Raw genomic sequence first — 20,691 nt, forward strand, 5'->3', positions numbered from 1 at the left:
AAAACCTGAACTCCACCATGAACACGGAAAACCAAGACCAAACGCCGCTGGCGGCGACCGACGAAAACAAGATCATGGCCGAGCGCCGCGCCAAACTGGCGGCACTGCGCCAGAAGGGTGTCGCCTTCCCCAACGACTTCCGCCCGAGCCATAACGCCGCCGACCTGCAAGGCCAGTACGGCTCGCACTCGCGCGAAGAGCTCGAGGCCAAGCCGGTGCACGTCAAGCTGGCCGGCCGCATGATGCTCAAGCGCGAAGCCGGCAAGAAGGCCGCGTTCGCCACGCTGCAGGACTCGTCCGGCCAGTACGCCAACGGCCGCATCCAGATCTACGTGACGCTGGACGACACCGGTGAAGCGGCGATGGAAGCCTTCCGCCACTACGACCTGGGCGACATCCTGGGCGTGGAAGGCACGCTGTTCAAGACCAAGGTCGGCGAGCTGACCATCAAGGTCACCCAGCTCAAGCTGATCACCAAGTCGCTGCGCCCGCTGCCGGACAAATTCCACGGCCTGGCCGACCAGGAGACCAAGTACCGCCAGCGCTACGTGGACCTGATCACCAGCGAAGAGACCCGCCGCACGTTCAAGGCGCGCACCGCGGCCATGTCGTCGATCCGCCGCTTCATGGAAGAGAACGGGTTCATGGAAGTGGAAACGCCGATGCTGCACCCGATCCCGGGCGGCGCCGCGGCCAAGCCCTTCATCACTCATCACAACGCGCTGGACATGCAGATGTTCATGCGCATCGCGCCCGAGCTGTACCTCAAGCGCCTGGTGGTGGGCGGTTTCGAGCGCGTGTTCGAGATCAATCGCAACTTCCGCAACGAAGGCGTCTCGACCCGGCACAACCCCGAGTTCACCATGATGGAGTTCTACGCGGCCTACGTGGACTACCGCTGGATGATGGACTTCACCGAAGCCGTGATCCGCCAGGCCGCGATCGATGCGCATGGTACCGCGACCCTGACCTATGGCGGGCGCGAGCTGGACCTGTCCAAGCCGTTCCACCGCTTGACCATCGTCGAGGCAATCAACAAGTACGCGCCGGGCTACACCGCTGAGCAGCTGAACGACATGGACTTCCTGAAGACCGAGCTGAAGAAGTTTGGCGTGACGCCGTTCTCGACCTCGGGCCTTGGCGCGCTGCAGCTGGCGCTGTTCGAAGAGACTGCGGAAGCGCAGCTGTGGGAGCCGACCTTCATCATCGACTACCCGGTCGAGGTGTCGCCGCTGGCGCGCGCGTCCGATAGCCGCGAGGGCATCACCGAGCGCTTTGAGCTGTTCATCGTGGGCCGCGAGATCGCCAACGGCTTCTCGGAGCTGAACGATCCGGAAGACCAGGCAGCGCGCTTCATGGCGCAGGTGGAAGCGAAGAACGCGGGCGACGAAGAGGCGATGTACTTTGACGCCGACTACATTCGCGCGCTGGAATACGGCATGCCGCCGGCCGGTGGCTGCGGCATCGGCATCGACCGCCTGATGATGCTGATTACCGACTCGCCGAACATCCGCGACGTGATCCTGTTCCCGCACCTGCGGCGCGAGGACTGATCGGAGCGACGCCTGGTTGCGGTTCACTCGTAGGGTGGGCGGGTTTCCCGCCCACGCGTTCAGACAGGGATCGCACAGCCGCACTGCATCCGTTGCTTGAACGCGTGGGCGGACAAGCCGCCCACCCTACGGAGCCAACCGCTCAGCTGACGATCCGGTAGCACGGCACGTACGCCTTGCCCGGCAGCTTCATGCGGCTCTGCTCGACGAACGATGTGAGCAGCGCATCCATCGGCGCCATGATCTCCGGCTCGCCGTCGATCTCGAACTGGCCGTGCTTCTCGATCGCGCGGATCCCCTCTTCCTTCACGTTCCCCGCCACCACGCCCGAGAATGCGCGGCGCAGGTTTGCGGCCAGCAGGTGCTTTTCCTGGTTCTTGTGCAGCGACAGGTTGCGCATGTTCTCGTGCGTGGGCCGGAACGGGCGCTGGAACTCGTGGTCGATCTTGAGCAGCCAGTTGTAGTAATACGCGTCGCTGCGCGACTTGCGGTACTCGCGCACCTGGCGGATCCCGGCCTGCATCTCGCGCGCCACCTCTTCGGGGTCGTCGATGATGATCTTGTAGCGGCGCTGCGCTTCTTCACCCAGCGTGGCGCCAATGAAGCCATCGATCTGCTCGAAGTACGCGCGCGCCGACGCCGGGCCGGTGAACACGAGCGGGAACGGCATCTCCGCATTCTCCGGATGCAGCAGGATGCCGAGGATGTACAGGATTTCTTCCGCCGTGCCCGCGCCGCCCGGGAACACGACGATGCCATGCCCCGTGCGCACGAACGCCTCCAGGCGTTTTTCGATGTCCGGCATGATCACCAGGTCGTTGACAATCGGGTTCGGCGACTCGGCCGCGATGATGCCCGGCTCCGAGATGCCCAGGTAGCGGCCGCCGCCCAGGCGCTGCTTGGCGTGGCCGATGGTGGCGCCTTTCATTGGCCCCTTCATCGCGCCGGGACCGCAGCCGGTGCAGATATCCAGTTCGCGCAGGCCCAGCTGGTAGCCCACTTCCTTGGAGTAGTTGTATTCGCCGCGGCTGATCGAGTGGCCGCCCCAGCACACCACCAGGTTGGGATTGCGCTGCGGCTGCAGCACGTTGGCGTTGCGCAGGATGTGGAATACCGCGTCGGTGATGCCCTCGGGCCGGGCCAGGTCGAACTTGGGATTGTCGACGACCTCGAAATTGACATACACGATATCGCGCAGGACTGCGAACAGGTGCTCGTGGATCCCCTTGATCATCTTCCCATCGACGAAGGCAATCGCCGGCGCGCCGCGGATATCGAGCTTGATGCCGCGCTCGCGCTGGATGATCTTGATATCGAACGAACTGTAACGCTCCAATAACTCCTTGCCGTCATCGATCGAGCTACCGCAGTTCAGCACCGCCAGCGCGCAATTGCGGAAGATCTGGTACAGGCCGCCCTGGCTCGTGTCGAGCAGCTTGGCCACCTCGGCCTTCGACAGGATCTCGAGCCGCCCTTCCGGCGAAATCAGGGTGTCGACAACGTCGTGATTCATCTGTTCTTTTTCCTTTGCTGATACCGGAACAATCCGGCTTTCTTGCCAATATACGACAAGTCGCGTCATCTTGCGTCCACGTTGGCGCAAGGGACGCGCGCGCCCATTACCACATCTCCAAAAAATTCGCTTGAACTCAACGATTTACACTAAAATGCGACCCTATTGGAAAACGCCTTCCCGGGCTTTCCAAACTAATAAAGCATATTCTTATAAAACTATTTCGGGAGGAACCGCATGAGCGGTGCAGCTACTGCAACTTCATCGGCCAAAGCTATTCCGGAGTTCAAACAGATCATGGGCCACCCAGCACCGCTGTGGATGCTGTTCATGACCGAATTCTGGGAACGCTTCGCTTTCTATGGCATCCGTTGGGCTCTGGTGCTCTACATCGTCGCCCAGTTCTTCGGCGGCGACCCGTCCGGCCAGGCGACGGCCAACCTGACCTATGGTTCCTACCTCGCGATCGTGTATGCGGGCGCCGTGTTCGGCGGCTACATTGCCGACCGCGTCATCGGCTACCAGCGCTCGATCCTGATCGGCGCGGCCTTCATGGCCACCGGCCTGTTCATGATCACCATCCCGAACCAGGACATCTTCAAGATGGGCCTGGCCACGATCATCGTGGGTAACGGCATGTTCAAGCCGAACATCTCGGCCATGGTCGGCCAGCTGTATGGCGTGACCGACCAGCGCCGCGACTCGGGCTTCACCATCTTCTACATGGGCATCAACACCGGCGCCTTCATCGCGCCGATCCTGACCCAGGTGCTGGCGCAGCACGTCTTCAACACCGGCGACACCCCGGCCTACAAGATCGTGTTCTTCGCCTCCGGCATTGGCATGCTGTTTTCGCTGGTCTGGTTCTACTTCGGCCGCCGCCAGCTCAAGGGCATTGGCGCCGCCACCGGCAACCTGGCCAACCCGATGCGCATGGTGTACGTGGTCATCGGCGGCATGCTGGTGATCCCGCTCATCTACGCGCTGCTCAAGGCCGGCGCCGAGAGCCTGCAGGCGGTGCTGTCGGTCCTGTTCATCATCCTGGCGATCATGCTGATCGTCGAGGGCGTCCGCGAGGGCAAGGTGGCGCGCGACAAGACCATTGCAATGATGATCATCTTCTTCTTCAACGTGATGTTCTGGTGCTTCTTCGAACAGGCGGGCAGCTCGTTCACCTTCCTGGCCGATAACATCGTCAACCGCAACTTCAACGGCTGGGTGTTCCCGACCGCGTGGTTCCAGAGCGTGAACTCGATCGCCATCATCACCCTGGCGCCGATCGTGGCCTACGTGTGGGTCATGCTGGGCCGCGCCAACCCGTCGATCCCGCGCAAGTTCGGCCTGGGCCTGGTGTTCAACGGCCTGGCCTTTGGCCTGTTGTGGTACGCACTGTCGTTCCTGGTTGACCCGGTTGGCAAGATCCCGTTCTGGACCCTGTTCATGGTCTACGTGATCCAGTCCGTGGGCGAACTGTGCCTGTCGCCGATCGGCCTGTCGATGGTGACCAAGCTGGCGCCGACCCGCCTGGTTGGCCTGGGCATGGGCGGCTGGTTCCTGTCCACCGGCATCGGCAACAACCTGTCCGGCATTTTCGCCAGCTTCGTCTCGGGCGAAAAAGGCATGTCGGTACAGTCGGCCCTGGGCGGCTACACCTTCGGTTTCTGGGCCCTGCTCGGCGCCGGCGCGCTCCTGTTCCTGATCGCCCCGCTGATCCAGAAGCTGATGCACGGCGTGAAGTAAGCGCAGCGCGCTTGCAGACAACAACGGCGGCCCGCATGGCCGCCGTCGTTCGTTTCAGGCTTCCATCGCGCGCCGCATCGCGTCCATCTCCGCCACCACCCAGGCGCGAAAGCGCTGGATCTTGCTCATGCCTTCCTTGTGCGGATTGACCAGGAAGCGGTAGCCATGCCCGAACGGCGCACTGCGGCACGCGATCTGGCGCAGCGCGCCGGCGGCCAGGTCGCCATACGCGATCCCGTATGGCACCAGCGCCACGCCCTGCCCCGCCACCGCCGCCTGCACCAGCACGCCCCAGTGGCTGTACCCGCGCGAGAAATCGTACCTGCCCTTGAGCGCCTTGTTCTCGTTCAGTAGCTGCAGCCACTTCTCGTTCGACTTCTCGCACAGCAGCGGGTGGTCCTTCAGGTCGGCCAGGGTCAGCGCGCCCTGCCCCGGCGCCAGCAGGTCCGGGCTATACACGGGCACCAGGCGCTCGCGGAACAGCGTGGCCGGGTCACCCTCCACCACCGGCCCGTAGCGGATCGCCACGTCGGTGCTGTTGGATTGCAGGTCCACCGGGGCGTCGTTCGAGTCGATGCGGATGTCCAGCGACGGGTGCAGCTTGGTGAAGCGGTGCATGCGCGGCACCAGCCACTTGATCGCGAACGAGTGCGTGGTGGAGATGCGCAGCACCGCCTCCTCGTCGCCCTGCTGCAGCGCGCCGACCTTGTCGCGCAGCTCGCCCAGCATGCGTGCGACAGCCACCGCCAGCTCCTGGCCCTTGTCCGTGAGCGTGATCTGGCGCGGGTGGCGCACGAACAGGGCAAAGCCCACAGTCTCCTCCAGGTGCTTGATCTGCTGGCTGACCGCCGCCGGCGTCTTGTGCAGCTCTTGCGCCGCGAGCTTGAAACTGCCCCAGCGCGCCGCGCAGTCGAAATCGATCAGGCCCGACAGGCTGCGCAGCGCCTTCACCGGCGCACCATGATTAAGTTTTTCTTACGCATAGCCCCAACTTTTTCTCGTTTGATCATAGCAACTACTGAGCACAAAATATACCTGATCGGTTGAGGAAGAGACATGAACAAGAATATTTTGGTGATCGGTGGTACGCGATTTTTCGGCAAACTGCTGGTGCAGCGGCTGGTGATGGCCGGCCACCGGGTCACCATCGCCACCCGCGGCTATGCGCCCGATCCGTTTGGCGCGCGCATCGAGCGGATCCGGGTGGACCGGCGCAACGAGCTGGCCATGCGCGCAGCCTTCCGCAACGCGCAGTACGACGTGGTGTACGACCAAATGTGCTACAGCCCGCTGGATGCAGCCATTGCGGTGCGCACCTTCGCCGGCAAGGTGGGCCGCTACGTCATGACCTCGACCATCGACGTGTACCGCCCCCTGCTGGGCAAGCTGGACAAGCCGGCCAGGGAAGCGGACCTGAACGTGCTCGCACAACCGATCGACACCAGCTACCCCTGGCACGACCCGAACCTGGCCACGCAGAGCTACGTGAGCGGCAAGCTGCAGGCCGAGGCCTACCTGTACCGCGACGGCTCACTGCCGCTGGTGACGGCGCGCCTTGCCCACGTGCTGGGTGGCTCGGGCGATTTCACCGGGCGGCTGGCGCATTATGTGGACCTGATCCGCAGCGGCGCACCGCTGCGCTACACCGACGAACGCGCAACGACTTCCCTTTTGTCGCCGCAGGACGCGGCCGATTTTTTGGTGTGGGCCGGCGCGCAGCGGTTCGAGGGAGCGGTGAACGCGGCCTGCGACGGCGCGCTTTCCGCGCACGACCTGTACCACAAGGTGGCGCAGATGCTGGACGCGGCGCCCCGGGTGCTGAAGGCCGGATCAAGGACAGCGGGCGAACTGTCGCCCTTCGATTACCCTGCCCCGCTGGCGCTCGATACCGCGCGTGCCACGGCGCTGGGATACCGTTTCGGCCACGTGGACGAGTGGCTGGACGACGCGATCCTGCAGCACGACCTGTCGTACGTGTGACGGTGTGAGGCGGGCCACTGCCGCCTGAACGCGTGGGCGTTCGTTCGTCTGGGCACTGCCCAGCCTCACCCCGCCCGCCCTACGAACGGCGGCTCACTTACGGCTGCGCTTTCTCGCGCCCGACCCAGTACAGCAGCACACAGATCACCGCGTACGGAATAATCGACAACGCATCCGCGCTGGCCCCGGCGAAGAACGGGTTGGCCGCCTCTGCCCACTTGTTCATGTTGTTGTCGAAGTCGGTCATCAAGCCCGCCGTGATGGCAATGACGATGCCCGCCAGCGCGCCGCCGGCAATGTAACCCGATGCAAGCAGCGTGCCGGGGCTGCGATCGCCCGCGGCCTGGCATTCGTGGTCGGAGAGCTTCTCGTACTGCGGCAGCTGGTTATTGCGGCGGTCCACCGCCCAGCGGATCAGGCCACCGATGGCGATCGGCAGCGTCGAAACGAGCGGCAGGTACACGCCCACCGTGAACGCCAGCGACGATACGCCCGCCATCTCGAGCACGATCGAAATCATCACGCCAAACAGCACCAGCGTCCAGGGCAGCTGCTGGTCGAGGATGCCCTTGATGATGTAGGACATGAGCACGGCCTTGGGCGCGTCGAACTTCTTCACTTCCGATCCGTCCGGGCGCTGGTGGTACTGGCCATTGATGCCCGGGTCCACCAGGTAAGCCAGCTTGCCGTCGTCCGTCACCAGGTACTTGCCGGCCGGGCCGCCGTTGGCGTCGGTCTTTTGCCAGACCTTGTAGGTATTGTGATCGGTCGCGGCCTGCGGTCCCTGCAGCTGTGCGCTGGCGGTCAGCTTGGATGCGTCCACCGTGATGCCCGGCGCGACCTTGGCAGCCGGTACGTACACGGTGCCGGCATCGTTCAGCTTGAGCAGGATCGGCCCCAGGATCAGCGCCGACGCAAGTGCCCCGGCCAGGATCGCATACTGCTGCAGGCGCGGCGTGGCGCCGACCAAAAAGCCGGTCTTCAGGTCCTGCGAGGTGGTGCCGGCATTGCTGGCGGCGATGCAGACGATCGCGCCAACCGACAGCGCGGTCACGTAGTACTGCCCGCCGGTCCAGCCCATCACCAGGAAGATCAGGCAGGTGAACAGCAGCGTGGCCACCGCCATGCCCGAGATCGGGTTGGACGACGAGCCCACTTCGCCCGTGAGGCGCGACGAGACGGTCGAGAACAGGAAGCCGAACATCAGGATCAGGAGCGCGCCCAGCACGTTCATATGCAGCGGCGTTGCAAAGGTGATCACGGCGATGATCGCCAGGCAGCCGATGACGACCGACTTGAACGACATGTCCTGCTCGGTGCGCAGCGACTTGTCGGCGCTGCTGGCCTTGCCCAGGCCCGACAGGCCGGCCTTGAGCCCGTGCCAGATGGTCGGCAGCGAGCGCACCAGGCTGATCAGGCCGCCGGTGGCCACGGCGCCCGCGCCGATGTACAGCACGTATGCACTGCGAATATCGTCCGGCGTCATGTCCTTGATGAGCATGGTGCCCGGTGCGACCGGCACCGCGAGCTGCTCGCCGAAGAATTTGATCATCGGGATCAGGAGCAGGTAGGACAGCACGCCGCCGCCGGCCATGATCATGGCGATGCGCGGGCCGATGATGTAGCCCACGCCCAGCAGCTCGGGCGAGATCTCGGCGCCGATCGAGCCGGCCTTGAGCGGCGCGCCAAAGATGAAATTGACGGTATCCTTCCAGCCCTTGAGCGAGATGCTCACCACCTTGTACAGCAAGCCAAGGCCGAAGCCGCCGAAGATGATGAAGGCGCGGCGGCGCGCGTCCTTCGCTTCGTTCGAATTCTCGTCCAGCGCCTCGCCCGCGGCCGCGCGCGAACCCGGCGTGGCGCCGGCCTTGAGCACCTCGGCGCAAGCGGTGCCTTCCGGGTACTTGAGCTCGAAGTGCTGGTCCACGATCATGGTGCGGCGCATCGGGATCATCATCAGGATGCCCAGCAGGCCGCCCAGCACCGCCACCAGCATCACGCGCGTGATCTCGAGGTCGAAACCGAGGATCATAATGGCGGGCATGGTGGCGCCCAGGCCGAAGGCCAGCGATTCGCCGGCCGAGCCGGCGGTTTGGGTAATACTGTTTTCAAGGATCGACAGCTCGCGCGCCCCGAACTTCTTGGCCAGGCCAAACAGCGTAATCGCGATCACGGCCACCGGTATCGACGCGCTCACCGTCAGGCCCACCTTGAGCACCAGGTACAGCGACGAGGCGCCGAACACCATCCCCAGGATCACGCCGACGATGAGGGCGCGGAAGGTCATTTCGGGAAGCTGGGCGGACGCGGGTATGTATGGCTTGACGGAGGCGGGGCTGGGATCGTAAGGCATGCGCTATCCTCGAAAAGTATTGACTGGCGCGCCCGAAAGTGCAGCGCCATGATCCTGCAAAGGCGTGACTATGGCACATGCCGTAGAGGAATGAAAGCGGATTATAATTTGCCGCCAATGGCCTGGATATCGAGCAGGCCAAACCTTGAGAGTTCAGTTTTGACAAAATCCTCCAAGCTGCATCAGCCTCCCCGCCGCGCACGCGGCTTCCTCCTGCTGGCACTGGCCGCGCTGCTGCTGTTCGTCGGCGGCGCCGTCGGCTACGTCATGTTCGCCATTGCGCCAAACGTCCCCGACATCGACGCCGTCACCGATTACAAACCCAAGATCCCGCTGCGCATCTACACCGCCGACCATGTGCTGATCGGCGAATTCGGCGAGGAGCACCGCGATTTCGTCCCGATCGAGAAGATCCCGGACATGATGAAGAAGGCGGTGCTCGCGATCGAGGACTCGCGCTTCTATGAACACAGCGGCATCGACTGGTTCCGCGCGTTCGGCGTGCTGCGCTCGAACGTGGTGCACGGCTTTGGCGCAAGCGGCGGCTCCACCATCACCATGCAGGTGGCCCGCAACTTCTTCCTGTCGCGCGAAAAGGTCGCATCGCGCAAGCTCACCGAAGTGCTGCTCGCCTATAAGATCGAGAAGGCGCTCACCAAGGACCAGATCCTCGAGCTCTACATGAACCAGATCTACCTTGGCCAGCGCTCGTTCGGCTTCTCCAGCGCGGCGCGCACCTACTTTGGCAAGACACTGGACCAGCTGTCGGTGGCCGAGATGGCGATGCTGGCCGGCCTGCCGCAGAACCCGGCCCGCCACAACCCGGCGGTGAACCCCAAGCGGGCGCGCGAACGCCAGCACGCTGTGCTGGGCCGCATGCACGACCTGAGATTCATCACCGACGAGCAGTACGAGAAGGCACTGCACGAGACCCTGCGCGTGAACACCCGCGGCCAGGAATACGACGTGCATGCCGAGTACGTGGCCGAACTGGCGCGCCAGCAGGTGTATGCCCAGTTCAAGGACGAGGCCTACACCCGCGGCATCTCGGTGACCACCACGATCGTCAAGGCGGACCAGCAAGCCGCCTACGAATCGCTGCGCCGCAACGTGCTCGCCTACGACCTGCGCCACGGCTACCGCGGGCCGGAGGCGCGCATCGATCTGCCGTCCGACCGCGAGGAGCGCGAGGATGCGATCGTCGAGGCGATCCAGAAGCGCCCACAGAGCGACGGGCTGATCCCGGTGGTCGTGCTGTCGGCCTCGCCCTCGAAGGTGCAGGTGGAGAACGTGGACGGCGACGTCATCGACATCACCGGCGCCGGCCTGAAACTGGCCACCAACGCGCTGTCGGACAAGGCCAAGGACGCGCTCAAGCTGACGCCGGGCGCGGTGATCCGCATCTACCGCGAGAACGCCAAGGCCCCGTGGGCGATCAGCCAGGTGCCGCAGGTGGCGGCCGCATTCGTGGCGATGGACGCCGACACCGGCGCCTACCGCGCCATGGTCGGCGGTTTCGACTTCGGCCTGCAGAAGTTCAACCACGTCACCCAGGCGTGGCGCCAGCCGGGTTCGGGCATGAAGCCGTTCATCTATTCGGCCTCGCTCGACAAGGGTTATTCGCCGGGCACCATGATCCTGGATGAGCCGCTCGAGATGCCGGGCGAGGACGCCGGGAAGAACTGGACGCCGCAGAACGACGACGGCAAGTGGGACGGCCCGATCACCATGCGTAACGCGCTGGCACACTCGAAGAACGTGGCGTCGGTGCGGCTGCTGCGCGCGATCTCGGTGCCGTACGCACACGAATACCTGGGCAAGTTCGGCTTCGACGAGGCGCGCCAGCCGAAGAACTACACGCTGGCGCTCGGCACCGGCGCGGTCACGCCGCAGCAGATGGTGGGCGCCTACGCGATCTTTGCCAACGGCGGCTACAAGGTGCAGCCCTACCTGATCTCGAAGATCCAGGACGGCGACGGCAAGGTGCTGGCCGAGGTCAAGACGCCGGAAGCGCGCATCGAAGACAACCGCGTGCTCGACCCGCGCAACGTGTTCGTCATGGACAGCATGCTGCACGACGTGGCCAAGTACGGCACCGGCGCCGAGGCCACCAAGCGCCTGGGCCGCAACGACATCGCCGGCAAGACCGGCACCACCAGCGATGCGATGGACGGCTGGTTCTCGGGCTACGGCGGCGGCGTGGTGGCGGTGGCGTGGATGGGCTACGACGAGCCGCGCTCGCTGGGCGGCAAGGAGTTCGGCGCCACGGTCGCGCTGCCGATCTGGATCGATTACATGCACGTGGCGCTGAACAAGCGGCCGGAACAAGAACGCGCGGTGCCGGACGGCGTGGTGCGCGAGAACGACGACTGGGTGTACAGCGAGTTCGCCGAAACGCCGGAGCTCAAGAGCATCGACATCGAGCAGGCAACGCTGCCGCCACCGGGCGATGCGTCCGCCCCCGCGGCAGCGCCGCAGACGGGCGCGGCGCCGCTGCCTGCACCGGGCTCCCCATCGCATCCGCTGGCGGTGCCGCCCGCGCAGACCGCCCCGATACGGCCGCTGCCGCCTGCAACGCCGGTCGCCCCCGCGGCGCACGGTGCGGGCTGACCGTAACCCGAAGGAGACCGAATGGCGTTCCAGATTGAGCACAAGCTGGTCATCGGCGTGTCCTCGAGCGCGCTGTTCGATCTCTCCGCGTCGCACCAGGTGTACCTGGACAGCGGGCCCGAGGAATACCGCAAGTACCAGGAAGCGCACATCAACGAGATCCTGCCGCGCGGCGTGGCCTTCCCGTTCATCCGGCGCTTCCTGACCATCAACCGCCACTTCCCGCGCCAGGCGCCGGTGGAAGTGGTGCTCTTTTCGCGCAATTCGCCAGAGACCGGACTGCGCGTGATGCGCTCGATCGCGCACTACGGCCTGGACATCACGCGCGCCAGCTTCATGAGCGGCAAGTCGCCGTACGCCTACCTGCCCGCGTTTAATGTGTCGCTGTTCCTGTCCGCGAACGAGGAAGACGTCAAGAACGCCATCGCCGCCGACTACCCGGCCGGGCTGGTGCTGCCCTCGCAGATCGTCGATGACGAGGCGGACGAGGAACTGCGCGTGGCCTTCGACTTCGACGGCGTGATCGCGGACGACGAGTCCGAGCTGGTGTTCAAGCGCGACGGCATCGACGAATTCCACGCGCACGAAACCCTGCACATGGCGCGCCCGCACCAGCCAGGCCCGCTGGCCGACATGTTCCAGAAGCTGGCGCTGATGCAGCGCATGCAGGAACGCGAACAGCGGCGCGACCCGGCGTACAAGAAGATCGTGCGCATCGCCATCATCACCGCCCGCAGCGCGCCCGCGCACGAGCGCGTGGTCACCACGCTCAAGAGCTGGGGCGTGTCCGCCGACGAGACCTTTTTCCTGGGCGGGATGGACAAGGCGCGCGTGCTGTCGGTATTCAGGCCGCATATCTTCTTCGACGACCAGCTCACCCACCTGAAGTCCGCGCCCGGCGGCACCATCCCGATGGTGCACGTGCCGTTCGGGATCGCCAACCGCCGTCCCACCGCCTGACCATGAGCCGCACCGGCCGCCTGTTCCAGCTGATGGACGCCCTGCGCGCCAATCGCCGCCCGGTGACGGCGGCAGCGCTGGCCGCGCAGCTAGGCGTGTCCGAGCGAACGATCTACCGCGACATCCAGACCCTGGCGCAGCTCGGCGCCCCGGTGGACGGCTCGGCTGGCGTCGGTTACCTGCTGCGCAGCGGCTTCTTCCTGCCGCCGCTCATGTTCGGCGCCGACGAACTGGAGGCGCTGGTGCTGGGCGCGCGCTGGGTCAAGCGCCAGGGCGACGAGTCGCTGGCGGCGGCGGCCAAGAGCGCGCTTGCCAAGATCGCCACCGCCACGCCAAGCGACCTGCGCGATCACATGGCCGAAATGAGCCTGTGGGTGCCGGTGCGCCAGCAGGCCGCGCCTTCCGATCGCTTCGTCGGCCCGGCGCGCGAAGCGATCCGGCGGCAGTTCAAGCTGCGCATCGACTACAGCGACGTGAACGGAACAACGTCGCAGCGCACAGTCTGGCCATTCGCCCTGGCGTACTTCGACGAGAGCCGTATTCTTGCTGCATGGTGCGAGTTGCGCGAAGCGCTGCGCCACTTCCGCGTCGACCGGATCGGCCACGCGGAACTGACTTCGGAACGCTATCCGCGCCCACGCCACGACTTGTTGCGCCAGTGGCGAGCCGAGCTCGGGATCGAACAAGACTACTGACAAAAACTGTCACACCCTACGCGTAGCATTGCTGCATCAACAACCCAGCAAGGAGACTGCGATGCACCTGTACTACAACCCCGTGTCGTCGAATGCCCGCCGCGTGACCATGGCTGCCCATCACCTGGGCATCAAGCTCGACCTGGTCGAGATCAACCTGGCCAGCGCGGCCGACCGGCGCCGGCTGGAAGAGGTCAACCCGAACAGCAAGATCCCGGTGCTGCTGGACGAAGACTTCGTGCTCACGGAATCGTGCGCGATCATGCAATACCTGGCCGACTGCACGCCCGGCCAGACCCTCTACCCCGAGGACCCGATTGCACGGGCCGACGTGAACCGCTGGATGTTCTGGGCCACCCAGCACTTCGCGCCGGCGATCGGTGTCATTGTGTGGGAGAACGTGTGGAAGAAAGTCGTCTACGGCATCGACACCGACCCGGTGGAGCTGGCGCGTGGCGAGCGCGACCTGGCCCGGTTCGCGGCCGTGCTCGACGCGCACCTGGCAAGCCGCCAGTGGGTGTGCGGCGATGCGGTCACGCTGGCCGACTACGCAATGGCCGCGCCCATGATGTACCTGGAGCGCGCCAACGTACCGCTCGCCCAGTACCAGCACATCATGGCCTGGTTCGGCCGCGTGCAGGACCTGCCGGCATGGCGGCACACCACGGCCGTGTTCTGATCGGTGGCGGCACAGGTAGGGTGGGCGGCTCTGCCGCCCACGCGTTCAAACACCGCGCGCGCTGTCGCAACCCATGCCACCGCTGGACGCGTGGGCGGGAAACCCGCCCACCCTACCCGGCGCTCTTGTGCAGCTGCGCAAAGCGCGCCCCGAAATACAGGATGAACAGGTAGCAGGCCGCCGGCACGATGAACGAGGGCTGCAGGCCCACATGGTCGGCCAGCGCGCCCTGCGCAAACGGCACCAGCGCGCCACCGACGATGGCCATGCACAGCACGCCCGAGCCCTGGCCCGTCAGTCGACCAAGGCCGTGCAGCGCCATGCTGAAGATGGTGGGGAACATGATCGAGTTGCACAGCCCGACCGCGATGATCGCGACCATGGCCAGCGGCCCATGTCCGAACACGGCAACCAGCACCAGCACGATGGCGCCGGCCGCGTTGACGGCCAGCGCCTTGCCCGGGCTGACCGAGCGCATGACGGCAAAGCCGATGAATCGCCCCAGCAGCGCGCCGCCCCAGTAAAAGCTGACGTAATGCGCGGCCTGCGCGTGCGACAGCCCGGCGATATCCGGCTCGCCCAAAAAGCTGACGAGGAAGCTGCCGATGCTCACCTCGCCGCCCACGTACAGGAAGATCGCGACCGCGCCCAGCACCAGGTGGGGATGCGCCCACAGCGATCCGCCGCCTGGGACCGCGGCGTCTTGCTCGTGGCTGATCTTCGGCAGCCGCGCCAGGCCAAACAGCACCGCAAGCAGCGCAAGTGCCGCGGCCAGGCCAAGATACGGTCCCTGCACGCTGGCCGCGCCGCCGGCAGCAGCGCCCGCCGCGGACAGGATCAGGAGCCCGCCCACCTGCGGCCCGACCGTGGTGCCGAGCGAATTGAAGGCCTGGGTCAGCGTCAGCCGGCTGGACGCCGTACGCGCCGGCCCGAGCACCGTGACGTAGGGATTGGCCGCCACCTGCAGGATGGTGATGCCGCTTGCCAGCACGAAGAACGCGAACAGGAACACTGCATACCCGCTTTGCGCCGCCGGGTAGAACAGCGCGCAGCCGCAGGCGGCGATCAACAGGCCGGTCACGGCGCCGCGCTGGTAGCCGATGCGCCGGATCAGCATCCCGGCCGGCAGCGACACGATGAAGTAGGCGCCGAAGAAGCAGAACTGCACCAGCATCGCCTGCATGTAGCTCAGCGTGTAGATGCCCTTCAGGTGCGGGATCAGGATGTCGTTCAGCGAGGTCAGGAGGCCCCACATGAAAAACAGGATCGTGACGATGACCAGCGGTCCCGTATTCGTGGCCGATGCCTCGCCAGGCTGGGCCAGCGGCGGCGTGTGAGCCGTCTGCTCCATGGTGTCTCCGGTGATATGTAGTTTTAGTACAAGGTGCCCGACAGTATAGCCATAATCCGCTTGCCGGGGATAGCTGCACGGCGGCGGGCGCCATCCCCTTCGTCTATAATTGACAACCGATCCGCTGATTGTTTTCGCCCGCTGCATGTCGTTCGATCTCAAAAAACATCTCCCCAAACCCGGACAACGCTTCGCCCTGCCCACCCTGTACGGCTCATCGGACGCCTACGCGCTCGCGGTCGCGGGCCAGGAGCTCAAGGCGAAAAAGGAGATGCTGACCGTGGTCGTGGCCAATGCCAGCGATGGCCAGCGCCTGCTCGACGAGATCGCGTGGTTCGCAGAGAACAAGCTGTCGTGCCACCTGCTGCCCGACTGGGAAACGCTGCCCTACGACGCCTTCTCGCCCCACCAGGACCTGGTGTCCGAACGCCTGGCGACGCTGCACGAGATCCGCAACGGACAGTGCGACGTGCTCGTGGTGCCGGCATCCACCGCGCTGGTACGCCTTGCGCCCCCGTCCTTCCTGGCCGCGTACACTTTCTTTTTCCGGCAGGGCGAGCGGCTCGACGAAGCGAAACTGAAGGCGCAGCTCACGCTGGCCGGCTACACCCACGTCTCGCAGGTGATGTCGCCGGGCGAATATTCGGTCCGCGGCGGTTTGCTCGACCTGTTCCCGATGGGCTCGCCCCTGCCCTACCGCATCGACCTGTTCGGCGACGAGATCGAGACCATCCGCACCTTCGACGCCGACACCCAGCGTTCGCTGTACCCGGTGAAGGAAGTGCGCCTGCTGCCCGGCCGCGAATTCCCGATGGACGAACAGTCGCGCACGGCCTTCCGCGGCCGCTGGCGCGAACGCTTCGAGGGCGACCCGACCCGATCGCCGATCTACCGGGATATCGGCAACGGCATCGCGCCGGCCGGCATCGAGTACTACCTGCCGCTGTTCTTCGACGAGACCGCGACCTTGTTCGACTACCTGCCGCAGGAGGCGCCACTGGCGTTCGTGGGCGATATCGACGGCGCCATCCAGCGCTTCTGGCTCGACACCGAATCGCGCTACCGCTTCCTGAAGGCCGACCGCGAGCGCCCGATCCTCCCGCCGGAAGAGATCTTCCTCTCGGCCGAGCAGTTCTTCACCCGCGCCAAGCCGCACGGCCGCTGGGCCATCACGCGCGATGCGCTCGGCCAGGCATCCGAGCTGTCCGCGCCGATCCCCGACATCGCCGTCAACCGCCGCCTGGAAGATCCGCTTGCGAACCTGCGCTCGTACCTGATGCGCACGCAGACGCGGGTGATGATCTGCGCCGAATCGAACGGCCGGCGCGAAACGCTGCAGCAGTACTTCAACGAATACAAGCTGGACCTCGGCGCAGTTGAAAGCTACGAGGACTTCCGCACCTCGGGCGCCAAGGTGGCGCTGGGCGTGGCGCCCCTGCAGGCCGGCTTCGAGCTGTCAGAGGCGTCGAGCGGGGAGCTCGTCTTCATCACCGAGACCGAGCTGTACGCCGGCGCCGGCCGCCGTGCAGGGCGCAAGAAGCAGGAGGCCGCCAGCCAGGTCGAGTCGATGGTGCGCGACCTGTCGGAGCTCAAGATCGGCGACCCGGTGGTGCACATCAACCACGGCATCGGCCGCTACCTGGGCCTGGTCAGCATGGACCTGGGCGAAGGCGAGACCGAGTTCCTGCACCTGGAGTACGCCAAGGACGCCAAGCTGTATGTGCCGGTCTCGCAGCTGCACGTGATCTCGCGCTACTCCGGCGCCTCGCCAGAGGACGCGCCGCTGCATGCGCTGGGCTCCGGCCAGTGGGACAAGGCCAAGCGCAAGGCCGCCGAGCAGGTCCGCGACACCGCGGCCGAGCTGCTCAACCTGTACGCGCGCCGCGCCGCGCGCCAGGGCCACGCGTTCCAGTACTCGTCCGTGGACTACGAAAACTTCGCGCAGAGCTTCGGCTTTGACGAGACGCCCGACCAGGCGGAAGCGATCAACAACGTCATCAAGGACATGACCTCGGGGCACCCGATGGACCGGCTGGTCTGCGGCGACGTTGGCTTCGGCAAGACCGAGGTGGCGCTGCGCGCGGCGTTCATTGCGGTCATGGGCGGCAAGCAGGTCGCCATCCTGGCGCCCACTACCCTGCTGGCCGAGCAGCACGCGCAGACCTTTGCGGACCGCTTTGCCGACTGGCCGGTGCGCATCGCCGAGCTGTCGCGCTTTCGGACCGGCAAGGAAGTGAACAACGCGATCAAGGGCATGGCCGACGGCACGCTCGACATCGTGATCGGCACCCACAAGCTGCTCTCGCCGGACGTGAAGTTCGATCGCCTGGGCCTGGTCATCATCGACGAGGAACACCGCTTCGGCGTGCGCCAGAAGGAGGCGCTCAAGGCGCTGCGCGCCGAGGTGGACGTGCTCACGCTCACCGCAACCCCGATCCCGCGGACGCTGGGCATGGCGCTGGAAGGGCTGCGCGACTTTTCGATCATCGCCACCGCGCCGCAAAAGCGCCTGGCGATCAAGACCTTTGTGCGCACCGAGGATGGCTCCGTGATCCGCGAAGCCTGCCTGCGCGAACTGAAGCGCGGCGGCCAGATCTACTTCCTGCACAACGAGGTCGAGACCATCGAGAACCGCCGCGCCATGCTGCAGGAGCTGCTACCCGAGGCCCGCATCGGCGTGGCCCACGGCCAGATGCACGAGCGCGACCTGGAAAAGGTGATGCGCGACTTCGTGGCGCAGCGCTTTAACATCCTGCTGTGCACGACCATCATCGAGACCGGCATCGACGTGCCGACCGCGAACACCATCATCATGCACCGCGCGGACAAGTTCGGCCTGGCCCAGCTGCACCAGCTGCGCGGGCGCGTGGGCCGCTCGCACCACCAGGCCTACGCCTACCTGCTCGTCAACGACGTGAACGGCCTGACCAAGCAGGCGCAGCGCCGGCTGGACGCGATCCAGCAGATGGAAGAACTGGGCAGCGGCTTCTACCTGGCCATGCACGACCTGGAGATCCGCGGCGCCGGCGAGGTGCTGGGCGAGAACCAGTCGGGCGAAATGCTGGAAGTGGGCTTCCAGCTGTATTCGGACATGCTCAATGAGGCCGTGCGCGCGCTCAAGGCGGGCCGCGAGCCGGACATGAGCGCCCCGCTGTCTTCCACCACCGAGATCAACCTGCACGTGCCGGCCCTGCTGCCGTCGGATTTCTGCGGCGACGTGCACGAGCGGCTGTCGATCTACAAGCGGCTGGCCAACTGCGAAAGCCAGGACAAGATCGACGACATGCAGGAAGAGCTCATCGACCGCTTCGGCAAGCTGCCGGACGCGGTGAAGGCGTTGATCGAAACGCACCGGCTGCGCATTCTGGCCAAATCCGTGGGCATCAACAAGATCGACGCGCACGGCGAGGCAGCGAGCCTGCACTTCATCGAAAAGCCGCCGGTCGACCCGATCAAGATCATCACGCTGATCCAGAAGAACCGCCACATCAAGCTGGCGGGACAGGACAAGCTGCGCATCACGGCCAACATGCCGGACCTGGGCGCGCGCGTGAACCAGGTCAAGCAAACCATCAAACAACTACTGACGTAACGACATGAAGATGAATCTGGTCCTGCAGGGACCGCAGGCCGACCAGGCGCGGCTCGAACAAATCGCGGCCATCGCCCGGCCGGCACACATCACCGTCCTTGGCCCCCGTGCGATCCGCTGCGAGGACGTCGAGCACGCGCACGAGACCCGCGAGGCGGTGCAGGAAGCTGCATTCGCGGCGCAGGTGGACGCAACCTTCATCCGGCCCGGCCGCACGCTGGCCGACTTCTCGCTGCTGGCGATGGACATGGACTCCACGCTCATCACGATCGAGTGCATCGACGAGATCGCGGACATGCAGGGCCTGAAACCGCAGGTGGCCGAAATCACCGAGGCGGCAATGCGCGGCGAACTCGATTTCTCGGCCAGCCTGACGCGCCGCATCAGCCTGCTCAAGGGGCTGGACGTGGGCGCGCTGCAGCGCGTGTACGACGAGCGCTTGCGCGTGTCGATGGGCGGCGAAGCGATGCTCGAGTCGGTGAAGGCCGCAGGCATCAAGACGCTGCTGGTATCGGGCGGCTTTACCTTCTTTACCGAGCGGCTGAAGGCGCGGCTGGGCCTGGACTACACGCACGCCAACGTGCTGGAAGCGGAAGGCGGCTGCCTGACGGGGCGCGTGGTCGGCGGCATCGTGGACGCGGACGAGAAGATGCGCACGGTGCAGCGCATCTGCGCCGAACTGGGCGTGCCGACCAGCCGTGCGATCGTGATGGGCGACGGCGCCAACGACCTGAAGATGATGGGCGTGGCCGGGCTGTCGGTAGCCTTCCGCGCCAAGCCGGTGGTGCGCGCACAGGCTGACGTGGCGCTGAACTTCTGCGGGCTGGACGGCCTGCTCAACGTGCTGGCCTGAGCGGGGTCTCGTAGGGTGGGCAGATCTTCTGCCCACGCGTTCAAACAATGCATGTGCCGCCTGAACGCGTGGGCAGGAAACCTGCCCACGCTACGCAAACACGCGTGCGCTCAAGCCGCGTTCAAAAGTTTCGGTTAGGCTCGCACCTGTAACAAGCTGTAATTCTCCAGCAAAAGTTCCGCGAAGTTCTTATAGTGGGAACATCAGGAGGACCGTTTACATGAAAGCCCTACTTATTGCCGTTGTGCTGGCGAGCCTTGCAGGTTGCGCAACCCAGCCGCAGTATGCATACAATCCGCGCTATGCCGATCCGAACGGCTGGCAGACCGTGTCCGTGACGCCAGTTCCGCCCGGCACCGGCGCGCGCATGGCCGCCTCGGGCGAATCGAACGTGACCGTCACCGACATGGCGCCGGCCTACACGAACGTACCCGCTTACGTCGCGCCGCCGACGACCATCGTCCAGCAACCCGTGTACGTCGCCCCGCCGGTGTACGCCCCGGCACCCGTGTACGCTGCCCCGAGCCCCTACTACTGGTGGCCGCCGATTTCGATCGGCCTGGGCTTTTCGTGGAGTCACTGGAGTGGCGGCCACGGCGGCGGCTGGCATGGCGGCCGTGGAGGCGGCGGCTGGCATCACCGCTAAGTTTTCCTCAGCAGCAGAGCAAAGCCGGCGCAAGCCGGCTTTCTTTTTGCCCATTCGAGCCGCCGTTTGCACCATATTGGTGCAAAGTTCCCCATGTGTACCCTATATTGCTTACACGCATCTTACAGGTGGTGACATGCGCGCCACATGGTGCGTTGCAACGAAA

14 protein-coding genes are annotated in these 20,691 nt (G+C 65.3%); 10 read left to right on the forward strand and 4 right to left on the reverse strand.

Going from position 1 to position 20,691, the window contains the following annotated elements:
• The first annotated feature begins 17 nt into the window (after positions 1-17).
• Entirely contained in the window at positions 18-1,553 is a 1,536-nt protein-coding gene (lysS, locus tag NX774_RS07790; protein WP_258821614.1) for a lysine--tRNA ligase, read from the forward strand.
• A 142-nt stretch (positions 1,554-1,695) separates the two neighbouring features.
• Here the strand turns inward: lysS and ppnN are convergent, their stop codons facing one another.
• On the reverse strand, positions 1,696-3,066 hold the full coding sequence (gene ppnN, locus NX774_RS07795) for a nucleotide 5'-monophosphate nucleosidase PpnN (RefSeq protein ID WP_258821615.1): 1,371 nt from the start codon (positions 3,064-3,066) through the stop codon (positions 1,696-1,698).
• Between the two features lie 297 nt (positions 3,067-3,363).
• On the opposite strand from ppnN, the gene NX774_RS07800 reads away from it, so the two are divergent.
• A complete protein-coding gene (locus tag NX774_RS07800) occupies positions 3,364-4,806 on the forward strand; it encodes a peptide MFS transporter (RefSeq protein WP_441294960.1) in 1,443 nt (480 codons plus the stop codon).
• A gap of 54 nt (positions 4,807-4,860) precedes the next feature.
• Here the strand turns inward: NX774_RS07800 and NX774_RS07805 are convergent, their stop codons facing one another.
• Positions 4,861-5,757 (reverse strand): LysR substrate-binding domain-containing protein, encoded by an 897-nt coding sequence (locus tag NX774_RS07805; RefSeq protein WP_258821617.1) that lies wholly within the window; start codon positions 5,755-5,757, stop codon positions 4,861-4,863.
• 105 nt (positions 5,758-5,862) lie between these two features.
• Here NX774_RS07805 and NX774_RS07810 point away from each other — a divergent pair, with 105 nt between their 5' ends.
• Entirely contained in the window at positions 5,863-6,786 is a 924-nt protein-coding gene (locus NX774_RS07810) for an NAD-dependent epimerase/dehydratase family protein (RefSeq protein ID WP_258821618.1), read from the forward strand.
• 97 nt (positions 6,787-6,883) lie between these two features.
• Here the strand turns inward: NX774_RS07810 and NX774_RS07815 are convergent, their stop codons facing one another.
• On the reverse strand, positions 6,884-9,139 hold the full coding sequence (locus NX774_RS07815; protein WP_258821619.1) for an OPT family oligopeptide transporter: 2,256 nt from the start codon (positions 9,137-9,139) through the stop codon (positions 6,884-6,886).
• Positions 9,140-9,298: 159 nt separating this feature from the next.
• On the opposite strand from NX774_RS07815, the gene NX774_RS07820 reads away from it, so the two are divergent.
• The 4 genes from NX774_RS07820 (at position 9,299) to NX774_RS07835 (ending at position 14,083) form a co-directional block, all read left to right on the forward strand.
• Complete coding sequence (locus NX774_RS07820; protein ID WP_258821620.1) at positions 9,299-11,749, forward strand: penicillin-binding protein 1A; 2,451 nt, start codon at positions 9,299-9,301, stop codon at positions 11,747-11,749.
• Between the two features lie 21 nt (positions 11,750-11,770).
• Positions 11,771-12,709, forward strand: coding sequence for a 5'-nucleotidase (locus NX774_RS07825; protein WP_258821621.1), 939 nt, complete (start codon positions 11,771-11,773; stop codon positions 12,707-12,709).
• A 2-nt stretch (positions 12,710-12,711) separates the two neighbouring features.
• On the forward strand, positions 12,712-13,404 hold the full coding sequence (locus tag NX774_RS07830) for a helix-turn-helix transcriptional regulator (RefSeq protein WP_258821622.1): 693 nt from the start codon (positions 12,712-12,714) through the stop codon (positions 13,402-13,404).
• Between the two features lie 61 nt (positions 13,405-13,465).
• Positions 13,466-14,083: a glutathione S-transferase family protein gene (locus NX774_RS07835; RefSeq protein ID WP_258821623.1), complete on the forward strand. Its 618-nt coding sequence runs from the start codon at positions 13,466-13,468 to the stop codon at positions 14,081-14,083.
• A 112-nt stretch (positions 14,084-14,195) separates the two neighbouring features.
• Here NX774_RS07835 and NX774_RS07840 read toward each other — a convergent pair whose 3' ends face one another.
• Complete coding sequence (locus NX774_RS07840; RefSeq protein ID WP_258821624.1) at positions 14,196-15,434, reverse strand: sugar MFS transporter; 1,239 nt, start codon at positions 15,432-15,434, stop codon at positions 14,196-14,198.
• 145 nt (positions 15,435-15,579) lie between these two features.
• Here NX774_RS07840 and mfd point away from each other — a divergent pair, with 145 nt between their 5' ends.
• The 3 genes from mfd (at position 15,580) to NX774_RS07855 (ending at position 20,525) form a co-directional block, all read left to right on the forward strand.
• Complete coding sequence (mfd, locus tag NX774_RS07845; RefSeq protein WP_258821625.1) at positions 15,580-19,026, forward strand: transcription-repair coupling factor; 3,447 nt, start codon at positions 15,580-15,582, stop codon at positions 19,024-19,026.
• Between the two features lie 10 nt (positions 19,027-19,036).
• A complete protein-coding gene (gene serB, locus NX774_RS07850; RefSeq protein WP_258822721.1) occupies positions 19,037-19,879 on the forward strand; it encodes a phosphoserine phosphatase SerB in 843 nt (280 codons plus the stop codon).
• A gap of 220 nt (positions 19,880-20,099) precedes the next feature.
• Positions 20,100-20,525, forward strand: a complete 426-nt coding sequence (locus NX774_RS07855; protein WP_258821626.1) for a YajG family lipoprotein — start codon at positions 20,100-20,102, stop codon at positions 20,523-20,525.
• Positions 20,526-20,691 lie beyond the last annotated feature (166 nt).

Source organism: Massilia agilis, from assembly GCF_024756255.1.
Lineage (GTDB): Bacteria > Pseudomonadota > Gammaproteobacteria > Burkholderiales > Burkholderiaceae_D > Telluria > Telluria agilis.

Excerpts from the sequence above, each read along its gene's own strand:
- mfd (WP_258821625.1), top strand. The coding sequence starts at position 15,580 with ATGTCGTTCGATCTCAAAAAACATCTCCCCAAACCCGGACAACGCTTC.
- lysS (WP_258821614.1), top strand. The coding sequence starts at position 18 with ATGAACACGGAAAACCAAGACCAAACGCCGCTGGCGGCGACCGACGAA.
- NX774_RS07855 (WP_258821626.1), top strand. The coding sequence starts at position 20,100 with ATGAAAGCCCTACTTATTGCCGTTGTGCTGGCGAGCCTTGCAGGTTGC.
- serB (WP_258822721.1), top strand. The coding sequence starts at position 19,037 with ATGAATCTGGTCCTGCAGGGACCGCAGGCCGACCAGGCGCGGCTCGAA.
- NX774_RS07835 (WP_258821623.1), top strand. The coding sequence starts at position 13,466 with ATGCACCTGTACTACAACCCCGTGTCGTCGAATGCCCGCCGCGTGACC.
- NX774_RS07800 (WP_441294960.1), top strand. The coding sequence starts at position 3,364 with ATGGGCCACCCAGCACCGCTGTGGATGCTGTTCATGACCGAATTCTGG.
- NX774_RS07840 (WP_258821624.1), bottom strand. The coding sequence starts at position 15,434 with ATGGAGCAGACGGCTCACACGCCGCCGCTGGCCCAGCCTGGCGAGGCA.
- NX774_RS07815 (WP_258821619.1), bottom strand. The coding sequence starts at position 9,139 with ATGCCTTACGATCCCAGCCCCGCCTCCGTCAAGCCATACATACCCGCG.
- ppnN (WP_258821615.1), bottom strand. The coding sequence starts at position 3,066 with ATGAATCACGACGTTGTCGACACCCTGATTTCGCCGGAAGGGCGGCTC.
- NX774_RS07825 (WP_258821621.1), top strand. The coding sequence starts at position 11,771 with ATGGCGTTCCAGATTGAGCACAAGCTGGTCATCGGCGTGTCCTCGAGC.
- NX774_RS07830 (WP_258821622.1), top strand. The coding sequence starts at position 12,712 with ATGAGCCGCACCGGCCGCCTGTTCCAGCTGATGGACGCCCTGCGCGCC.
- NX774_RS07810 (WP_258821618.1), top strand. The coding sequence starts at position 5,863 with ATGAACAAGAATATTTTGGTGATCGGTGGTACGCGATTTTTCGGCAAA.